We start from the raw sequence: 17,364 nt of genomic DNA, 5'->3' as shown, positions 1-17,364 counted from the left end.
CCAGTAAAAACCAGCTAGCCCAAACGGTCACCATCGAAGAGAACGCGCTCATCGATACCTCATCAACCAGTGCCGGCAATGGCGGAGCCATTGCCATCTGGTCTGAAGTAAAAACCACCGTTGCCGGCATCCTTAAATCGATGGGTGGCTCCTTATCGGGTAATGGCGGCTTTATTGAGACCAGTTCCAAGGGAATAGTCAGCCTGGCACCAACAGCGAGTATCAACACTAGCGCTAACAATGCCACTGGTAATGCGGGAACTTGGTTATTGGATCCAGTGAATCTAATTATTGATGCATCAACAGCAAATGCTATCTCCACAGCCTTGTTTAACAGCAATGTCACCATTGCAGTTACTGCCAATACCACTGCTTGTAGCGTCGGTAGCTGCGTTGTGAATGGCACTGGTTCAATGACCATTATTAGTGGCGCGCATATTCTTAAGGCTGGCACTAGTTACACCACTTTAACTTTGAGTGCAGCTGGCGACTTTTTACTTAATGGCAGCATTGAAGGGCAAAACCTAGACGTGGTTATCAGTTCGTCTATTGCGTATCTGGGTGTGGGATCATCTATCAATGCTTCTAAGGTGACAGTTCAAGCGCAAACCATCATCGTCGCCAATAATGCAAGAGTTCTAACAAACAACTACTTATTAGGTGGTGGCGCCGGAACTTTAGGGAATGCAATTGAGTTATTGGCGCAATCCATTTTTATATCAGGCGCCCTAAGGTTAGGTGCCGGTTTGCCAACGGTGCCGGCAGCACCTCTTACCGTAGTTAATCTGGTTACTCTTAACGCAGACCAAAGTTTGAATAAGATATATTCAACCACAGCAGCCAATGATCCGAGTTTACTTGCGGTTACATCCGCTACCCAGGCTGCAAGTAACGTTATTTACCTTACAGCCAGTCAAATTGATCCAACTAGTGCTGCAATTGTTGGCATAGAAGGCACTGCTCAAGTTTTAGCAAATGGAACTACGGGCGGATCTATTTATCTCAGGGGTACAGATATTTACACCAGATCTGGCAGCTTGTTACAAGCAAACGGAACTGCTGGCGCTGGCGGCATGATCGGTATGAAGGCGGATGCAATCACCATTGCAGGGGAGATTGCTGCGGGAGGTTCAAGCAATGGCGGATCAATTAATTTGATCGCAGATTCTGGTCTTTTGGATTTGCAAACCACACTCATTACGGCAAATGGTGGTACCGGCGCTGGAGGCAATATCAATGCCCAAGTTGCTGGAGCTAACTTGCTCATGGCAAATACTGCAATGTCAGTAGGTATGCCTAGTAGCGGAATTGATATCAGCTCCATTCTCTTTTTGAGGCTATCTGTAAGTTCCGCAGCAGCTGGATCGCTGAATTTGGCTTATGAGATTATCGATGCATCCGGTACTGCAGTTACCTTAGGTTCTGGAGCTTATGCAAATCTTTCAATCAGTGGAACGCCAGCATACTTCAGCAGTACGAGCGCCATTACCAATTCGGCTGGAGTAGGAAGCTATTCAAATCTCATCGTTAAAGGCTTGGCACTGAGCGGCGCTGACTCTGCGCACTTTATGTTGGTGTTAATACCCGGAGCTCTCACCGTTACAGCCGCTCAACCAGCTGCTCAACCAGCAGCAACTGTAAGGCAATCAGTATTAGCCGCTGTACTTCCACCACCGCCACCTCCACCTCCGCCACCAGCAATGTTTAGCGCACCACTACCTGCGCCTGCTCCGGCTAAATTAGAGGTTTCATCAACACTCGCATCAATGGTTGCACCTGCTCCTCCAGTTCCCGCGAATGCACCTCCACCTGCTGCAGGTGGAGAGGTTGCTATGCAGGCCCCTGTAAAGGCAGCGCCTTTGATGATGATGGCCGATGGAAGTATTCAGCTCACACCGCCGCCACCTCCTGGAGCGGCTCCGCCCCCTGCGAATGCTCCATCTACTCAGGCACCCCCACCCGCAGCTCCACCACCAACTGCCAATCGTGCAAGCTCTAATAAGGAGAGTAGGGATGCTAAGAATGGCAGCACTAATTCCGAGACAAGAAAGTATGCAAGCACTAAAGATGGTGTGGAAAAAGCGGATGCCAAAGATCGTAGCGGTAAGTCTAGCAATGGGCCTTCTAAATACGTGAGTAAGTATGCCAATGGATTTAGTAAAGGCGATAAGCCTGCGCCAAAAGAAGGGCTTACTAAAACGGCGGCCGTCAATAAACCGCCTGTTGCTAGGGTTGGAAAATACGACAACCGCATCAATGCTATGAACAACAATCCAGGTGCGCTTGCGCCTATGAATCAAAATCCGTTTTCCGGGAATATTTCACCATTCCCCGTGGGAGTGCCACATGTTGATGTAACGCCATTAGTTCTTAGGGGCGGGGATAGCTTGGCACAGTCCTATGATGATGTACCATCGATACGTAATTCTGGGGTGGCAAACGCTGCACGTTCACGTAACTCAGAAAATTTCCATCAAAGTCTCGAGTCAGTTAACCTGATGTCGACTTTGAATTTATTTATCATCCACTAAATCGTTTTAGGATTGGCATTACATGATTAATTACTTGCATACACTTCCTAATGTCGTTATTGGTCTTAGCATTATGTGTGTCGGTTTATTACTATCTACTGCCATTCCTTTTTATATTCGCTGGAAGTACAAACTGAACCCAGATGAGCATCTTGCCAAAGGCGCGGAAGAGGGTTTCAAATTATTTACTTCCATTACCTTGTTATTGATTGCGTTCTCATTGGTGCGCGTGCAAGGTGATCATCGCAATGTAGAGGATTTAGTTTCGCGTGAAGCGGCATTAATGTTCAAATTAAATCGTTCTTTAGCAGCCTTTGGTGGAGCAAATGCAGCGGAACTCCAAGGTGATTTAAAGAGCTATGCGAATGCCGTAGTTGATGATGAATGGCCATTGATGGCTAAAAACGAACGAAGCGAAGAAGCTTCCAATTATTTAACTGATTTGACACAGGGCATTCGGCTCCTAGATCCAAGAAACCCGGTGCAGCAGATGGCCAGGGCAGAGGTTGTTACAACCTTAAGTCAGCTATCTGATGTGAGAGAGGCGCGCTTATCTGCCGCCAGGCTGCAGTTGCCTAATTATTTATGGGATGCATTAGCCATCTCGGTTGCATTGCTTATTGTGTTTGGCTGGCTGCAAAATCCTCTGCCAAAAATGGTGGCTTATGTTGGAGGGGTGACGATTGGCGTTTCTGTACTGTTCACCCTAGTGATTGCATTAGAGGGATTGTTTGTGGGTGAAAGTAAAGTCACCCCAGAGGCTATCGTGCATATCCTGCCATCTCTGGGTCTCTAACGATGTCCAATAAGTCCATAGACCCAACGCAGTTGCAATTCATCCAACTGCGTGGCTCGACTACAGTAATGAAGTTGATGCAGCGGATTGGTATGCGCTATATGGATGAGCATCCCAATATTCACTTGCCACTTGTTGGCGGTGGGACAGCAATGGGTTATAAGTCGGCCTTAGATGGTACCTCTACTATTGGTATGGCCTCAGGACAAATTCCGCCGAATATTCAGTTATGGGCGCATAAGCACAAAATCAAGATTGAAGAAGTGACGATTGCTATTGATGGACTGGCTGCTATTGTTAATCGGGCTAACCCAATTAATGATCTTACGCTTGAGCAATTGCATGACATATTTACAGGCAGCATCACAGACTGGAAGTCCGTAGGAAAATATTCTGGACCAATTAATGTCATCAGCCATGATCCTCAGCTGGGAACATACGAGCCATGGAAGAGACAGGTTGCTGGGAAGGATCACATTACCTTGAGGGCAAAAGTCGTTAGCAGCTTAAATGGTTTAATGCGGACCGTTACATCGGATCCATTTTCTATTGCTTATGTGGGCACGACTTTTTTAGACAAAGAAAAAGTTAAGGCGCTATCTATTGATGGCGTATTTCCGAATTATCTCGATATTAAGCAGCGTCGCTATCCTATATGTAATGAATTGCAGCTCCTAACAAAGCCTACGGTCAGCAAAGAGGTCAAAGACTTTATTGCTTATTGCTTAGATAAAAATGCTGGGCAGGCCATGATTAAAGAAATGGGCTTGGTTCCGGTGGTGGGCGAGTAATGATGGAACGTCGTCAATTTCTTCGTAATCTTGGCATCGCTGCTGGCGTTGGTGGGGCGGTATTAGCTGGTCTGATTACCTATCCATATCTTATTGCGAGAGCTAAAAAAGAGCTGATGATCTCAGGATCACTAGCGGTGTCTCGCTATATAGCTTTATTAGCGGCGCCATTTATTGAAAAGCACCCCCATGTAAAGATCGCAATTGAGGGCGGGGGATCTGTTGCCGGTTTGGTTGCTTTAGATAATGGCGGCATAGATTTAGCAATGATGTCTAGAGACTTAAATTTAGAAGAATTTAATCTTGATCTACACAGCAATCTCATAGGGATTGAGGGTATTGCTATTGTGACGCACCCTAGCATGAACATCAACAATGTTTCCATGGATCAATTGGATGGTATTTTTGAAGGCACCATTACCAATTGGAAGCAGTTAGGTGGACCTCATGAAAAGATTAATGTCTATAGCCGAAACGAAGGTTCAAGTACTCGTGCATTTGTTGAAGACGTCATTCTAAAAGGCGCTAAATTTGCTCGAGATGTGAAGGTATTTGATAGTGCAATTGCGATGTCGGATGCGATTGCGAAAGATCCCTACGGTATCGGTTACTTAACCAATAAAAACCTGAATGATCAGGTTAAGACAGTCGCAATTAATGGGGTGCAAATTAGCGATAAAACACTTTTGCTAAAGCTCTATCCTTTAAGTAGGGATATGTTTTTGGTAAACAAAAATTCCGGTAGTGATGTTGCTAAAGATTTTGTACGGTTCAGTTTAAGTGCTGAAGGACAGGGCGTATTTGTGAAGCATGGTTTAACTCAGGTTTCACGATAGGGGTATGGGTTAATGGAAAAACCAGCAAACGAAGTAGAAGAGCTCCTATTTAAGGGCTTAGATTGGCTTAGAAGCAAGCACCATATTCGCAAAGGACTGGCACTCATCGTCATTGCGCTCTTGCTGGGACTAGCCGGTAAATTAGCTTATGAACTTTATCCGCGTCATTATGAATTAACCATCAGTGGTGGTGGGATGCTTACCAAAAGCCATCAATTAGCCAAAGTCTTGCAAGAAGAGGCTATACGCTCAAATATTTCTTTAATGATCACGCCGACTAAAGGTTCCTATCAGGCCCTGAATGATCTTAATGATGGAGTCTTGGATCTTGCATTTGTGCAGGGCGGTATCGATCCAGTGGGCTATGAAAATGTTCGCCAGGTTGCATCGATTGCACCGCAGTTAATCCATTTCTTAGTGAAGGGTGATGTCAAAACCATTCATGATATCCGTGGCAAGACAGTGAATTTGGGTGAGAAAAATGGTGGCCCCAGTATTGTCTCCAACCAGATCTTGCATTTTTCAGGATTGGTTCCTGAAGTTGATTACGTTGAGACCAACTTTAGTGATGAGCAACTCTTGAGTATGAAAGCGGATAGGTTGCCTGATGTCATTGTGCAGATTTCATATGCACCATCTGCTACCGTAGATTTTCTAGTGCAAAAGCGGGGCTATCAACTTTTGGAAATGTCTTTCCCACCCTCATTGGCGATGCGCATGGGTTGGGTAGCCGATGCCAAGATCTTGGCTTACATGTATCAAATCTCTCCACCAGTTCCCGCTAAAGATATTCAAGTAGTAGGCGTGAACCTCAATCTTTTAGCCAATAAGGACGTGGATTCTCATGCGATTGCCGCTTTATTGCCGTCCTTGTATAGCCCTCAGGTTTCCTCTCGATTTAACTTTCCAATCTCAGAAGACAAGATGCTCACTCCCTCTGGCTTTCCAATTTCAGATGGAACGGAGGTTTACATTGCCAGCAAACAACCCTTTATTACCGCTCAGACAATTGATCAAGTTAAGGGAATCTTTGGTCTTGTAATGTCGCTCCTGTCGGTTGCCTTGGTGGTGTTTAAATGGTTCAAAGCGCCCGATGAGGTTGATGAGACTGATAACGCCAGCTTGGTGGAAGCGGATTCTGAGGATGCGCCCCCAGTCTCTGATAATTTAAATACGATAACGGCCAATATTTCTAAATTAGAATAGCGCCTTTGACTGTAGTTGGAGCATCTGTCGCGCCGCCAATACCTTGCTTATGAATTTATCTAAAATCCTTATATGCCTTAGCGTGGCCCTGACATCTTTTGCCGCCTGTGCCGTTGATGTTCTCGAATTTAATTGCAAACGTTCAGAAAAGGGCTACACAGAAGAGTATGAGATGAAGCTAACATTGGCTTCAGGTACGCAAAAGGCAAAGGTATTTTTAGATGGCCGCGATCTGGATCAATCAGACGCACTGGGATCGCAGACTGTTAAAAATATTACGCTTGCTCGCCCCAATATTCTGATATTGATAGAGGCAAAGTTTGAGCCAGAAGAAATTATGGGTGTTTCTTATCCGGCTGGTAGTGTTATTACAAACATTACCCTTGATCCAGTTACCGGCAAATTCAAAAAGGTCGAGAAAATACAAGGCGGCATTCTAGGCGCAACGATAGGAAATGGCACTCAGACCAGCGAAGAGTCTTGCTTACTCTCTAAAGCGCCATATAAGACTAAATAAAAAAGCTCAATTTAGAAGCTAGTTCAAAAATTAGTTTGGTTCAGTTACAAACCCTAACTTAGTTAATCCCGCACGGCGCGAAGCCGCTAAGACCTGAGCTACATATTCGTATTTGACAGACTTATCAGCACGCAGATTAATTTCTGGTTGAGGATCTTTTTGAGCCGCTTTCTCTGCGTAGCCATCAAATGTTTTCAAATCAATAGGGGTGCTATTCCAGAAGATTTGCCCATTGGCATCAATCGATAGCTGAACTGACTCAGGCTTCACTTCATTTCTTACGCTATTAGCCTTAGGTAGTTCCACTTTCACAGCTTGCTGAATAACGGGTAGGGTGATGATAAAAATAATCAGCAACACCAACATGACATCCACCATCGGTGTCATATTGATTTCCGACATGATGCTATCGTCGTTTTGTTCGTCTTGGATATGAAAAGACATAGTTATTCCCCGGCGTTAATGCGGGCACCGGTTACAAAATAAGCTAATAGATCATTGCCAAAGCGATTGAGGTCGGCAACAAAGAGTTTATTGGCGCGATTAATGGCATTAAAGGCAAGAACCGCAGGGATCGCCACCGCTAATCCTAGGGCAGTCATGATCAATGCCTCACCAATTGGGCCTGCCACTTGATCAATTTGCGCGCTTCCAGAGCTGCTGATTGAGATTAAAGCATGGTAGATGCCCCACACGGTGCCAAACAAACCAATAAATGGAGCAATTGCACCTGTAGAGCCCAAGAAAGTGAGGCCCTTCTGCAAGCCTGCAGCAAGACCGTCAACGCTGTTTTTAATGCTCCTGGCCATCCATTCGGAATAGTTCAGTGTCTGTAGTAATTCGCGATGATTGGTGGACTGGCTTTGGTGATGCGCGGATGCCTTAGTTGCTGATTTAGCAATTTGATAATAAGGATTCATTGCATGATTGCTAAACGCTTGTAAGCCCTGGTCAAATGAAGTGGCACGCCAGAATTGCTCGAGCTCTGGTTTGAGTTTGCGCAAATTACGTAAATCCCATAGACGAGTCAACAGGATTACCCAAGTAACAATAGAACAGGTGAGAAGCGCAAGGGCTACAAAGCGGGTAATTGCATCGCCTTCAAGCCAGAGATTTGCAATGCCAAATGGTGTATTCATATTGATTAATTCTTGAGATTAAATTTAATTAAAAGATTGGTGGAAATTCTTTGGGGTGAGCCATTTACTAAAAAAGGTTTAAAGCGATAACGTTTGCCGATATCAGTGGCGGCGCGGTCAAGCCTAGGGAAAGTGCTTGACTGCAGTAAGGCTACATCTTCTACATTACCGGATTCATCAATAATTAAGCGCACCACAACCGCACCTTGTTCACCAGAGCGTTTCGAGAACGAGGGGTAGTATGCGTCAGCATCAGGTTGATAAACCACAACCAGTTTACCAATGTCAGTCTGTATCGGTGTGCCGCTAGCACCCCCACTGGTCGCAGGGGCTACAGCTGCATTTTGCGCTTGAGATTGTGACTGAGATTCGGATTTGTTTTGCGCCTGGTTCTGCTGTGTTTGCTGCTGTGGCTGCGTAGGACTGGGCTTTTCCGCGGGCTTTTCTTTTGGCTTCTCCTGAACCACTTTTTTCTCTTCCTTGGCTTTGGGTGGAGAAGCGGTAGGGGGAGCGGGCGGTTGCTGAGTCTTAGAGGCTTCTGGGCTAACCAGATTAGCCATAACACGCTCATCATCCATTTGCGGTGGACGTTTGCTAAGGTGTAAAAACTCCAAAGCAGGCAGTGCGTGCAATAGCACTACGATACAAATAATGATGCGTTCCGTTTTATTGAACGGAATATAGGCATCTAATTTTTTCAAGAATGCGCTCATCTCAATTCACCTAAGATGCGAGCTTCAACGGCGTGTGAAGTTAAATCTGTGGACAACAAATTTTGTGCCATCAACAGCAATGACTCTTCATTCTTGCTGCTAAGGAAAAGCACTGATCCAAAATTTTTCTCGCTACCGTCTTTCTTTAAGGCCTCAACTTGTCTTTTGAGCTGCCTGACTACTGCATCGCTGGTATCAATCAGCGTAATGGATTCACCAAGTAATTTGCGAATCGCTTTTCTTAAGAAGGGGTAGTGCGTGCAGCCGAGAACCAGGGTATCTGCTCCAGCATCCTGAATGGGCTCAAGATGCTTGGCTAATAGCTCCAGAGTGTCTTCGCCATCAGCTTCGCCTGACTCTATTAACGAAACCAAGCCTGCGCCAGCTTGTTTAATGAATGTGCAGTCGGTTGGTAATGTTCCCAGAAGTGCATTGAACTTATCGCTCTTGAGTGTTGCCTCAGTGGCAAGGACACCCACAATATTGTTTTGGGATTGCATCGCTGCCGGCTTAATGCCAGGTTCAACCCCAATGATCGGAATAGAAAGCGCGTCCCGGATTTGCTTTATGGCTTCCGCGGTAGCGGTATTACAAGCAACTACGATCGCATCGCAACCCTTGCCGTCTAAATACTGACAAAGAGCAAGACTGCGCGCCGCAATCCAATCACTCGATTTTTCACCATAAGGTGCATTGGCCGAGTCGGCAAGATAAATATAGTCATGCTGGGGTAGCTGGCGCAGAGCTTCATCCAAAACGGATAAACCTCCAACGCCCGAATCGAAAACCCCAATGAGTGCCAATATTTGCTCAGTAGTCGCTAATTAAGTTATTAAATAATTAAGCGATCTTGACTGGAATACCAGCAATCTTGGCTTGCCACTCTTTAGGACCAGTCTCGTGCATAGAGATGCCCTCTGAATTCACAGCAACGGTTACTGGCATGTCCTTGACATCAAACTCGTAAATGGCTTCCATGCCCAAGTCAGCAAAGCCAACGACTTTGGATGTCTGAATTGCTTTAGAAACCAAGTAAGCGGCACCGCCAACTGCCATGAGGTAAGCCGACCTATGTTTCTTAATCGCCTCAATTGCTACAGGACCACGTTCCGCTTTACCAATCATGGTGATTAAGCCTGTCTTTGCAAGCATCATCTCTGTGAACTTGTCCATGCGAGTGGCGGTAGTAGGGCCTGCTGGGCCAACCGCTTCATCACGCACTGGATCAACCGGTCCAACATAATAGATTGCGCGATTCTTAAAGCTCACCGGCAACTCTTCACCTTTGGCGAGCATGTCTTGAATACGCTTATGCGCAGCATCTCGTCCGGTCAAAATTTTGCCGTTGAGTAATAAAGTTTCACCTGGCTTCCAGCTCGCCACTTCTTCGGCGGTAAGCGTGTCCATATTCACGCGCTTCGATTTTTGAACATCTGGAGTCCAAGTCACGTCCGGCCAGTCAGATAGCGAAGGTTTTTCTAATTTAGCGGGACCGTCACCATGCAAATGGAAATGCACGTGACGAGTAGCTGCGCAGTTTGGAATCATGGCAACAGGCAGTGATGCTGCATGCGTTGGGTATTCCATGATTTTGATATCGAGCACAGTAGCCAAGCCGCCAAGGCCTTGAGCGCCAATGCCGAGCTTGTTTACTTTTTCGTAGAGCTCTAAACGCAACTCTTCTGCACGTGTCTTAGCGCCACGCTCAATGAGTTCTTGAATGTCTACTGGACCCATCAAAGATTCTTTAGCCATCAACATGGCTTTTTCTGGTGTGCCGCCAATGCCGATACCAAGGATGCCAGGAGGGCACCAGCCTGCACCCATAGTCGGTACAGTTTTGAGAACCCAATCTACGATGGAATCGGAAGGGTTGAGCATGACCATCTTAGCTTTGTTTTCTGAGCCACCACCTTTAGCAGCACAAATCACTTCAACGTCGTCACCTGGGACGATTTCATAATGGATTACAGCAGGAGTGTTATCGCCCGTATTTTTACGTTTGCCAGCAGGATCAGCAAGCACTGAAGCGCGCAACATATTGTCTGGATTGAGGTAAGCGCGACGTACACCTTCGTTCACCATATCGCTAACGCTCATCGTTGCATCTGACCATTGAACGTTCATACCAATTTTTAAGAAAACAACCGCAATACCGGTGTCTTGGCACATTGGGCGGTGACCTTCTGCACACATCCGGCTATTGGTCAGAATTTGCGCAATCGCATCCTTGGCTGCTTCACCTTGCTCTAGTTCATAGGCCTTACCCATGGCAGTAATAAAGTCCTTAGGGTGGTAGTAGGAGATGAACTGGAATGCGTCTGCAACGCTTTGAATAAGGTCGTTTTGTTTAATATTGGTCATGTTTTTAGGCTTATTTCCACATTATTAGTAAGGTTTGCCCTATTTTAAGGGTTTGCCATAGAGCAAATCCCCAGTGTTTTCACTTATCTTCTAAGGTCTTGAGGGTGTAAACCTGTCATTTTGCGACATTTTCTCGCATTTGTAGTGGATTTTAGAATATTGATTATTAGATAGAGGGCTGTGAAGCATGGAACCATTAAAGCAAGAAAACCGCGTTTTTAACCCACCTGCAGACTTTGTAAAGGGTGCGGCAATTCCGGGCATGGACGCCTATAACAAGCTTTGTGCTGAAGCGAATTCAGATTACGATGGTTTCTGGGGTCGTCTTGCTAAAGAGAACCTCTATTGGAAAAAGCCATTTACTAAGGTTTTGGATGAATCCAAGGCGCCTTTCTACAAATGGTTTGAAGATGGCACAACCAATGCTTCCTATAACTGTTTAGATCGCCAAGTTGAAGCCGGCTTGGGCGACAAGACTGCCATCATTTTTGAAGCCGATGACGGCACCGTTACTAAAGTTACTTACAAAGAAATGCTTGAGCGCGTTTGCAAAATGGCAAATGCACTGCGCAAGATGGGCGTTAAGTCAGGTGACAGCGTCATTATTTATATGGCAATGACCATCGAAGGCATTGTTGCTATGCAGGCATGCGCTCGTATCGGCGCAATTCACTCGGTAGTGTTCGGAGGATTTTCTGCTCAAGCTTTGCGTGATCGCATCATGGACGTTGGTGCAGTTGCAGTAATCACTGCAGATGGACAATTCCGCGGCGGTAAAGCATTGCCATTAAAAGCCATTTGTGACGAAGCCCTTTCTACGGGTGAGTGCCCTAAGGTAAAGCATGTGATCGTGAGCAAGCGTACTGGCACTGATGTCACGATGCAGGCGGGTCGCGACGTTTGGATGCAAGAGATCGTAGCGAATGAAGCAACGACATGCGAGCCAGAGTGGGTCAGCGCTGAGCATCCATTATTTATTCTTTACACATCCGGTTCAACTGGTAAGCCAAAGGGTGTGCAGCACTCTACAGGTGGATACCTCTTGTGGGCTATTCTCACAATGAAGTGGACCTTTGACATTAAGCCAAACGATGTGTTCTGGTGTACTGCCGACATTGGTTGGGTAACAGGTCACTCCTACATTACCTATGGACCACTGGCAGTTGGTGCCACTGAGATCGTATTTGAAGGTGTACCAACCTATCCAAATGCTGGTCGTTTCTGGGACATGATCCAAAAACACAAAGCATCTATTTTCTATACAGCGCCAACTGCAATTCGTTCATTGATCAAAGCATCCAGCAATGATGAAGCAGTGCATCCAAAGAGCTACGATTTGTCATCATTGCGCCTCTTGGGTTCTGTTGGTGAGCCAATTAATCCAGAAGCGTGGATGTGGTACTACGAGCATGTTGGTAATTCCAACTGCCCAATCGCTGATACTTTCTGGCAAACCGAAACTGGTGGTCATATGATTTCACCATTGCCGGGCGCAACTCCAATGATTCCAGGTTCATGCACATTGCCATTGCCAGGTATTCAGGCAGCGATTGTGGATGAGGCTGGTGTAGACGTGCCAAACGGTCAAGGCGGTATCTTGGTTGTGAAGCGTCCATGGCCTTCCATGATTCGTACGATTTGGAATGACGCAGATCGTTTCGTGAAATCCTATTTCCCAGAAGAGCTGGGTGGCACCTTGTATCTGGCAGGTGACGGCGCAATCCGTAACAAAGAGACTGGCTACTTCACTATTACTGGTCGTATCGATGACGTCTTGAACGTTTCCGGTCACCGTATGGGCACGATGGAAATTGAATCTTGCTTAGTAGCTAACCCATTGGTTGCTGAAGCGGCAGTGGTTGGTCGTCCTGATGAGCTGACTGGTGAGGCTATTTGCGTATTCGTAGTTCTCAAAGGTGGTCGCCCAACAGGCGAAGATGCCAAGAAGATTGCTACTGAACTGCGTAATTGGGTAGGCAAGGAGATCGGCCCGATCGCTAAACCTAAGGATGTGCGTTTCGGCGATAACTTGCCTAAGACCCGTTCTGGCAAGATCATGCGCCGCCTCTTGCGTGTGATTGCTAAAGGCGAGGAAGTGACTCAAGACACCTCAACCCTGGAAAATCCACATATCTTGGAGCAGCTCAAAGAGTCTGTATAAGCAGCACGCAGCAGCTTTTGGCAGAAACCCCTCCGGCAATCGTATAATTGATGGCTGTACGGAAGGGTGGATGAGCGGTTTAAGTCACACGCCTGGAAAGCGTGCGTAGGTTAATAGCCTACCGCGGGTTCGAATCCCGCCTCTTCCGCCAAGTATCAAGAAAGCCACCTTCGGGTGGCTTTTTCTTTGGAACTTCCCGTAATATCTCGGTAGTTGAGATGCAAAAAATCAAACCAATCAAAAGATGGAGAAAAAATGATCTACGCAATTATGTTGATGGATAAGCCGGGTACAGCAGATTTACGGATTCAGGTTCGTCCAGAGCACCGTGCTTATTTGGCGCAACTTTCGGATCGCATGGCTTTTGCAGGCCCCCTCACTTCGGAAGATGGCAAGACGACGCTTGGTAGTTTGATCGCCATTGACTTTCCTAGCAGGGCAGATGTCGATGCTTGGTTAAAGGATGAGCCGTATACCAAGGCTGGTGTTTATGAAAAGCCGGTCATTCATGTTTTCAATAATATGTGGGAGCAAAAAGCAGGCTTTCCACCGGCAAAATAATTCCATTATTTAAGCAGGGCTGTTACTTTTGATATATCATCTGATGATATATCATGGGTGATGGGAAAACGTTGGCTTGCTACCCTTTTGGATTTGCACCAAGAGGTCATTGATCAAGGTGATGGTTACTGGGTAAAGATAGAGGCCTAGGAAATCGAGGTTAGTGATGGAGTGCCTCATGGAATACGTTATTCATTAACCTTGCATAACCCAAAAGGGGTGAGAATTTTAGGTTACGACAATGCTCATTCAGTGAGACTTAGATCGGGTTATTCAGGCAGAAAATTAGCTTACGATCACAAGCATCGCAACTCTAGGGATCCTGGTATCCGCTACGACTTTAAAGATGCACATGGACTGTTAAGTGATTTTTTCATAGATGTTGATAAGGTCTTAAAACTGGATAAAGAGAAATGAAAGTTATCAAAATTGGGATTGCATCACAAAAAGATATTCGGGCACGCGTACTCGCTATCGCTAAAGGCGAGTTAAAGCCTAAAGCAGCCGATCCAAAGATATGGTTTACCTCGATGCGCTCCTTGGCTCAAGTCTTGAGCGATGAAAACAGAGCTCTTTTACATGTCATTAGAGCATCTAAGCCTGTATCGATTTCTGAGTTGGCAGAGCTTACCGGAAGAAAGCAGGGGAATTTATCTCGCACACTTAAAACAATGTCCCATTACGGCTTGGTTGAAATGTTGCAAGAGGCCAGGGCCCTCAGACCCGTGGCATGCGGTGATCGCTACGAGATAAGCCTTCAATAAATTAAAGCGGCTTGATTTGTAACTTCCTAAACTTAATAACACCACCAGCTGATTGCAGGGCAATAGGGCCTTCTGTAAATTTACTATCCTGGCCATTGGCTACTGTGACTACGCCATTCATCATGACTTTAAAGTTAGAGCCATTAGCAACAATCTCCATAGTATTCCAGCGCCCACCAGCCTTAGGAACTGGATCTACTTTGGCAACATCCACAATAGCCCCAGTTGCATAGGCTTGCTCAGGGCGAGTATCCCAAATATTGATTTCATAACAAGTGTATTGGCTTACTTTATTCGGGTCTTGGCAGCGGATAAAAATACCGCTATTCGTATTGGATTCAGCATAAAACTCTGCCTTGATGACAAAGTTCTTGTAAGTCTTGGTGCTGACTAAAAAACCATTGGGCTTATTGCCCTCGACAATTCCATTGCCAATCACCCAGTTGGCGCTACCAATAATGTTCCATCCGCTCAAGCTGACGCCGTCAATGAGGTCGGTAAAGCCATCCGAATTTTGGGCATGTGCAACGCCGCCTATGGATAGGGCTGTAAGACATAGAATATTTACACCTAGTTTTTTGAGGAATGTTTTCATGGGGTCTCCTGAGGTTCTATTTGTTGTTGTATGTACATTTCATTGTTACTGATATTGGCCCATAAAGACAAGTCAGCAAGGGGACCTTAAGGCTTGAGAGGTGGGAAAAGAGGTTATGCCTCTCGATATTGAGGTCGGAATCAAGTAGACTTGAGGTCATGAATTCAACAAAATTGCGCTTTTTCTCTATTGCCACTGTGTTGGCCGTTCTGACCCTTGCAGGCTGTGGCTCTATCGAATCTGCTGCTCAAGACGACTGCACTTCAATTGGCTGGCAAATTGGCAGCAAGGGCTATCAGGATTGCTACAAAGCAAGGCTGTACGAGCGTAAGTTGGACTATTCATTGCCGCCTGGCGACAGACCGACCCCATCCCTAATTTAGTAGGGTAAACCCTTAATTCAAGTCCTTGAGCGCCGTCAAGGACTTAGGGGTATAAATAACCCAAAATAAAGCGTTATTTTGCATATCGAAAGCTGGCTAAGCACTTGGTTTAGCTCATTTTTGATTTGTGAGGTGAGATACAGCTTTGCATTGGTGCTGAGCAAAAATAGCAATAAATATAAAAATTAGAGACTACGAACTATGAATCATCCAAAGCCTTCTGTAGAAGTCAAAGCGGTTGCTGTTGCAACTGCAGATGATTTGAGGGAAACCATTCGCCGTAAAAGCAAGCTGAAGGGTCGTCAAGCAGATGATGCTTCTATTGCTGAAGTACGCAAACTCATTGGAGATGCTCCGCATCGTCGTGATTTATTAATTGAAAATTTACACAAGCTCAATGATGAATACCGTGCATTGCATGATCGTCATTTAGTTGCATTAGCAAAAGAAATGAATCTGCCCATGGCAGAGGTTTATGAAGTTGCCACTTTCTATCATCACTTTGAAGTAGTGCGTGGCAATGATCCAGTGGCAGATATTCTGATTCGTGTTTGTGATGGTATTGCCTGTGAACTGGCGGGCGCGCAAAATCTATTGACTAAATTACCTACTATCTTAGGTAATCCAAACATCAAAGTGGCTGCAGCCCCATGCGTAGGTCGTTGCGAGCAAGCTCCTGTAGCCGTAGTTCATCAATACCCAGTTTTGTTTGCTACGGTAGACAAGGTATCCGCTGCTGTAAAAAATAACTTAACCACTCAGCCAATGGCCAAAGATGATGCTGTCTTTGATCCTGCTGCCTTAGCTGAGCAGGGCGTTTCACCGCAAGGTGAGATGCAAGCGGTTTCTCCAGATTACGTTGGATATGAGTCTTATCGTGCTCAAGGTGGTTACGCTTTAGCTAAAGAGATTTTCGAAGGCAAGAAAGATGCTGAGAGCATCATTAAAGCAATGGAGAGTTCAGGCTTGCGTGGCTTAGGTGGTGCAGGTTTCCCAGCAGGACGCAAGTGGCGCATTGTTAAGGATCAAGTGGCTCCTAAGTTGATGGCAGTAAACATTGACGAAGGTGAGCCAGGAACATTTAAAGATCGCACCTATTTAGAGCGCGATCCACATCGCTTCTTAGAAGGTCTGTTAATTGCAGCAAGCGTAGTTGGGATTGATGCTTGCTATATCTATTTGCGTGATGAGTATCACGGCTGCCGTGAATTGCTCGAAGCTGAGTTGGCAAAGCTAAAGGCTAATCCGCCATTCAAATTACCGAATATCGAATTGCGTCGTGGTGCAGGCGCATACATCTGCGGTGAAGAATCCGCCATGATTGAGAGCATTGAGGGTAAGCGTGGTGAGCCGCGTATGCGTCCTCCCTATATTGCTCAAGTAGGTTTATTTGGACGTCCAACCTTAGAGCACAACTTTGAGACCCTGTATTGGGTACGCGATATTGTTCAGCGTGGGCCTGAGTGGTTTAGTTCTTTCGGTCGTCATGATCGCAAAGGCTTGCGTAGCTTTAGCGTCAGTGGCCGCGTGAATAAACCAGGTGTCAAATTGGCACCAGCCGGTATCACTATTCAAGAGTTGATTGATGAGTACTGTGGTGGCATGCAAGATGGTCACAAATTCTATGGTTACTTACCTGGTGGCGCATCAGGCGGTATTTTGCCGGCAACCATGAATGACATTCCGCTCGACTTTGATACCTTGCAACCTTACGGCTGCTTTATTGGTTCTGCTGCTGTCATGGTATTTAGTGACAAAGATAAAGCACGCGATATGGCATTGAACGTGATGCATTTCTTTGAGCATGAGAGCTGTGGTCAATGCACTCCATGCCGTGTTGGTACTGGTAAGGCCGCAAAGTTGATGCAAGCCAAATCTTGGGATCAAGAAACACTAGAAGACTTAGCCACTGTGATGGTGGATGCTTCTATCTGCGGTCTTGGCCAAGCAGCACCAAATCCTATTCGTTGTATTCATAAATATTTCCCTGAAGAAGTAGCTTAATAA

Annotated in this window: 17 protein-coding genes, 1 tRNA gene and 1 pseudogene; 13 read left to right on the top strand and 6 right to left on the bottom strand. The window is 45.9% G+C overall.

The features are described 5' to 3' along the window. The 6 genes and pseudogenes from ICN20_RS10160 to ICN20_RS10135 form a co-directional block, all read left to right on the top strand. Positions 1-2,531: pseudogene (locus ICN20_RS10160) on the top strand (hypothetical protein); the annotation flags it as partial. Between the two features lie 22 nt (positions 2,532-2,553). Beyond that, positions 2,554-3,327: a DUF4239 domain-containing protein gene (locus ICN20_RS10155; protein ID WP_216240502.1), complete on the top strand. Its 774-nt coding sequence runs from the start codon at positions 2,554-2,556 to the stop codon at positions 3,325-3,327. Between the two features lie 2 nt (positions 3,328-3,329). Next, a complete protein-coding gene (locus ICN20_RS10150) occupies positions 3,330-4,118 on the top strand; it encodes a phosphate ABC transporter substrate-binding protein (protein WP_216240500.1) in 789 nt (262 codons plus the stop codon). Beyond that, complete coding sequence (locus ICN20_RS10145; RefSeq protein ID WP_216240499.1) at positions 4,118-4,954, top strand: phosphate ABC transporter substrate-binding protein; 837 nt, start codon at positions 4,118-4,120, stop codon at positions 4,952-4,954. The genes ICN20_RS10150 and ICN20_RS10145 overlap by 1 nt, the downstream gene beginning before the upstream one ends. Positions 4,955-4,966: 12 nt before the next feature. Next, a complete protein-coding gene (locus ICN20_RS10140) occupies positions 4,967-6,160 on the top strand; it encodes a TAXI family TRAP transporter solute-binding subunit (RefSeq protein WP_216240497.1) in 1,194 nt (397 codons plus the stop codon). 82 nt (positions 6,161-6,242) lie between these two features. Next, positions 6,243-6,677, top strand: a complete 435-nt coding sequence (locus ICN20_RS10135; RefSeq protein WP_370624566.1) for a hypothetical protein — start codon at positions 6,243-6,245, stop codon at positions 6,675-6,677. A gap of 30 nt (positions 6,678-6,707) precedes the next feature. On the opposite strand, the gene ICN20_RS10130 is transcribed toward ICN20_RS10135, so the two are convergent. Genes ICN20_RS10130 through ICN20_RS10110 form a run of 5 tightly spaced genes read right to left on the bottom strand, consistent with a single transcriptional unit; the run spans position 6,708 to position 10,893 of the window. Then, positions 6,708-7,121 carry a biopolymer transporter ExbD gene (locus ICN20_RS10130; protein WP_216240496.1) on the bottom strand — a complete coding sequence of 138 codons (414 nt, stop codon included), beginning with the start codon at positions 7,119-7,121 and terminating at the stop codon, positions 6,708-6,710. Positions 7,122-7,123: 2 nt separating this feature from the next. Continuing rightward, positions 7,124-7,816 (bottom strand): MotA/TolQ/ExbB proton channel family protein, encoded by a 693-nt coding sequence (locus tag ICN20_RS10125; protein WP_216240493.1) that lies wholly within the window; start codon positions 7,814-7,816, stop codon positions 7,124-7,126. A 5-nt stretch (positions 7,817-7,821) separates the two neighbouring features. Further along, complete coding sequence (locus ICN20_RS10120) at positions 7,822-8,529, bottom strand: energy transducer TonB (protein WP_216240491.1); 708 nt, start codon at positions 8,527-8,529, stop codon at positions 7,822-7,824. Then, the gene (gene murI, locus ICN20_RS10115) at positions 8,526-9,332 is read right to left on the bottom strand and encodes a glutamate racemase (protein ID WP_216240490.1); all 807 of its coding nucleotides are present in this window, start codon (positions 9,330-9,332) and stop codon (positions 8,526-8,528) included. The genes ICN20_RS10120 and murI overlap by 4 nt, the downstream gene beginning before the upstream one ends. Positions 9,333-9,369: 37 nt before the next feature. Then, positions 9,370-10,893, bottom strand: a complete 1,524-nt coding sequence (locus ICN20_RS10110) for a fumarate hydratase (protein WP_216240488.1) — start codon at positions 10,891-10,893, stop codon at positions 9,370-9,372. Positions 10,894-11,080: 187 nt separating this feature from the next. Between ICN20_RS10110 and acs the strand changes: the two genes are divergently transcribed. From acs to ICN20_RS10090, 5 genes are all read left to right on the top strand, one after another. Next, complete coding sequence (gene acs, locus ICN20_RS10105) at positions 11,081-13,054, top strand: acetate--CoA ligase (protein WP_216227981.1); 1,974 nt, start codon at positions 11,081-11,083, stop codon at positions 13,052-13,054. Between the two features lie 60 nt (positions 13,055-13,114). Beyond that, positions 13,115-13,205, top strand: a tRNA-Ser gene (locus tag ICN20_RS10100). Between the two features lie 104 nt (positions 13,206-13,309). Further along, complete coding sequence (locus ICN20_RS10095) at positions 13,310-13,615, top strand: YciI family protein (protein ID WP_216240486.1); 306 nt, start codon at positions 13,310-13,312, stop codon at positions 13,613-13,615. Between the two features lie 171 nt (positions 13,616-13,786). After that, positions 13,787-14,032: a DUF6516 family protein gene (locus ICN20_RS10230; protein WP_370624564.1), complete on the top strand. Its 246-nt coding sequence runs from the start codon at positions 13,787-13,789 to the stop codon at positions 14,030-14,032. After that, positions 14,029-14,379 (top strand): helix-turn-helix domain-containing protein, encoded by a 351-nt coding sequence (locus ICN20_RS10090; RefSeq protein WP_216240484.1) that lies wholly within the window; start codon positions 14,029-14,031, stop codon positions 14,377-14,379. The genes ICN20_RS10230 and ICN20_RS10090 overlap by 4 nt, the downstream gene beginning before the upstream one ends. Before the next feature lies 1 nt (position 14,380). On the opposite strand, the gene ICN20_RS10085 is transcribed toward ICN20_RS10090, so the two are convergent. Next, positions 14,381-14,974 (bottom strand): DUF1080 domain-containing protein, encoded by a 594-nt coding sequence (locus ICN20_RS10085; protein ID WP_216240483.1) that lies wholly within the window; start codon positions 14,972-14,974, stop codon positions 14,381-14,383. A 158-nt stretch (positions 14,975-15,132) separates the two neighbouring features. On the opposite strand from ICN20_RS10085, the gene ICN20_RS10080 reads away from it, so the two are divergent. Both ICN20_RS10080 and ICN20_RS10075 read left to right on the top strand, forming a co-directional pair. Beyond that, positions 15,133-15,357 carry a hypothetical protein gene (locus ICN20_RS10080; RefSeq protein ID WP_216240480.1) on the top strand — a complete coding sequence of 75 codons (225 nt, stop codon included), beginning with the start codon at positions 15,133-15,135 and terminating at the stop codon, positions 15,355-15,357. Between the two features lie 201 nt (positions 15,358-15,558). After that, positions 15,559-17,361, top strand: a complete 1,803-nt coding sequence (locus ICN20_RS10075; RefSeq protein WP_216240478.1) for an NADH-ubiquinone oxidoreductase-F iron-sulfur binding region domain-containing protein — start codon at positions 15,559-15,561, stop codon at positions 17,359-17,361. Positions 17,362-17,364 lie beyond the last annotated feature (3 nt).

It is taken from the genome of Polynucleobacter sp. JS-Polo-80-F4 (assembly GCF_018881965.1).
In the GTDB taxonomy this organism is placed as follows: domain Bacteria; phylum Pseudomonadota; class Gammaproteobacteria; order Burkholderiales; family Burkholderiaceae; genus Polynucleobacter.
The sequence above is the reverse complement of the archived record's forward strand: the minus strand, read 5'-3'. Positions and strand labels throughout refer to the sequence as shown.

Coding starts and splice junctions, on each gene's coding strand:
- ICN20_RS10085 (WP_216240483.1), bottom strand. CDS start 14,974: ATGAAAACATTCCTCAAAAAACTAGGTGTAAATATTCTATGTCTTACA.
- ICN20_RS10110 (WP_216240488.1), bottom strand. CDS start 10,893: ATGACCAATATTAAACAAAACGACCTTATTCAAAGCGTTGCAGACGCA.
- ICN20_RS10125 (WP_216240493.1), bottom strand. CDS start 7,816: ATGAATACACCATTTGGCATTGCAAATCTCTGGCTTGAAGGCGATGCA.
- ICN20_RS10150 (WP_216240500.1), top strand. CDS start 3,330: ATGTCCAATAAGTCCATAGACCCAACGCAGTTGCAATTCATCCAACTG.
- ICN20_RS10140 (WP_216240497.1), top strand. CDS start 4,967: ATGGAAAAACCAGCAAACGAAGTAGAAGAGCTCCTATTTAAGGGCTTA.
- ICN20_RS10075 (WP_216240478.1), top strand. CDS start 15,559: ATGAATCATCCAAAGCCTTCTGTAGAAGTCAAAGCGGTTGCTGTTGCA.
- ICN20_RS10120 (WP_216240491.1), bottom strand. CDS start 8,529: ATGAGCGCATTCTTGAAAAAATTAGATGCCTATATTCCGTTCAATAAA.
- ICN20_RS10155 (WP_216240502.1), top strand. CDS start 2,554: ATGATTAATTACTTGCATACACTTCCTAATGTCGTTATTGGTCTTAGC.
- ICN20_RS10095 (WP_216240486.1), top strand. CDS start 13,310: ATGATCTACGCAATTATGTTGATGGATAAGCCGGGTACAGCAGATTTA.
- acs (WP_216227981.1), top strand. CDS start 11,081: ATGGAACCATTAAAGCAAGAAAACCGCGTTTTTAACCCACCTGCAGAC.
- ICN20_RS10145 (WP_216240499.1), top strand. CDS start 4,118: ATGATGGAACGTCGTCAATTTCTTCGTAATCTTGGCATCGCTGCTGGC.
- ICN20_RS10080 (WP_216240480.1), top strand. CDS start 15,133: ATGAATTCAACAAAATTGCGCTTTTTCTCTATTGCCACTGTGTTGGCC.
- ICN20_RS10090 (WP_216240484.1), top strand. CDS start 14,029: ATGAAAGTTATCAAAATTGGGATTGCATCACAAAAAGATATTCGGGCA.
- ICN20_RS10130 (WP_216240496.1), bottom strand. CDS start 7,121: ATGTCTTTTCATATCCAAGACGAACAAAACGACGATAGCATCATGTCG.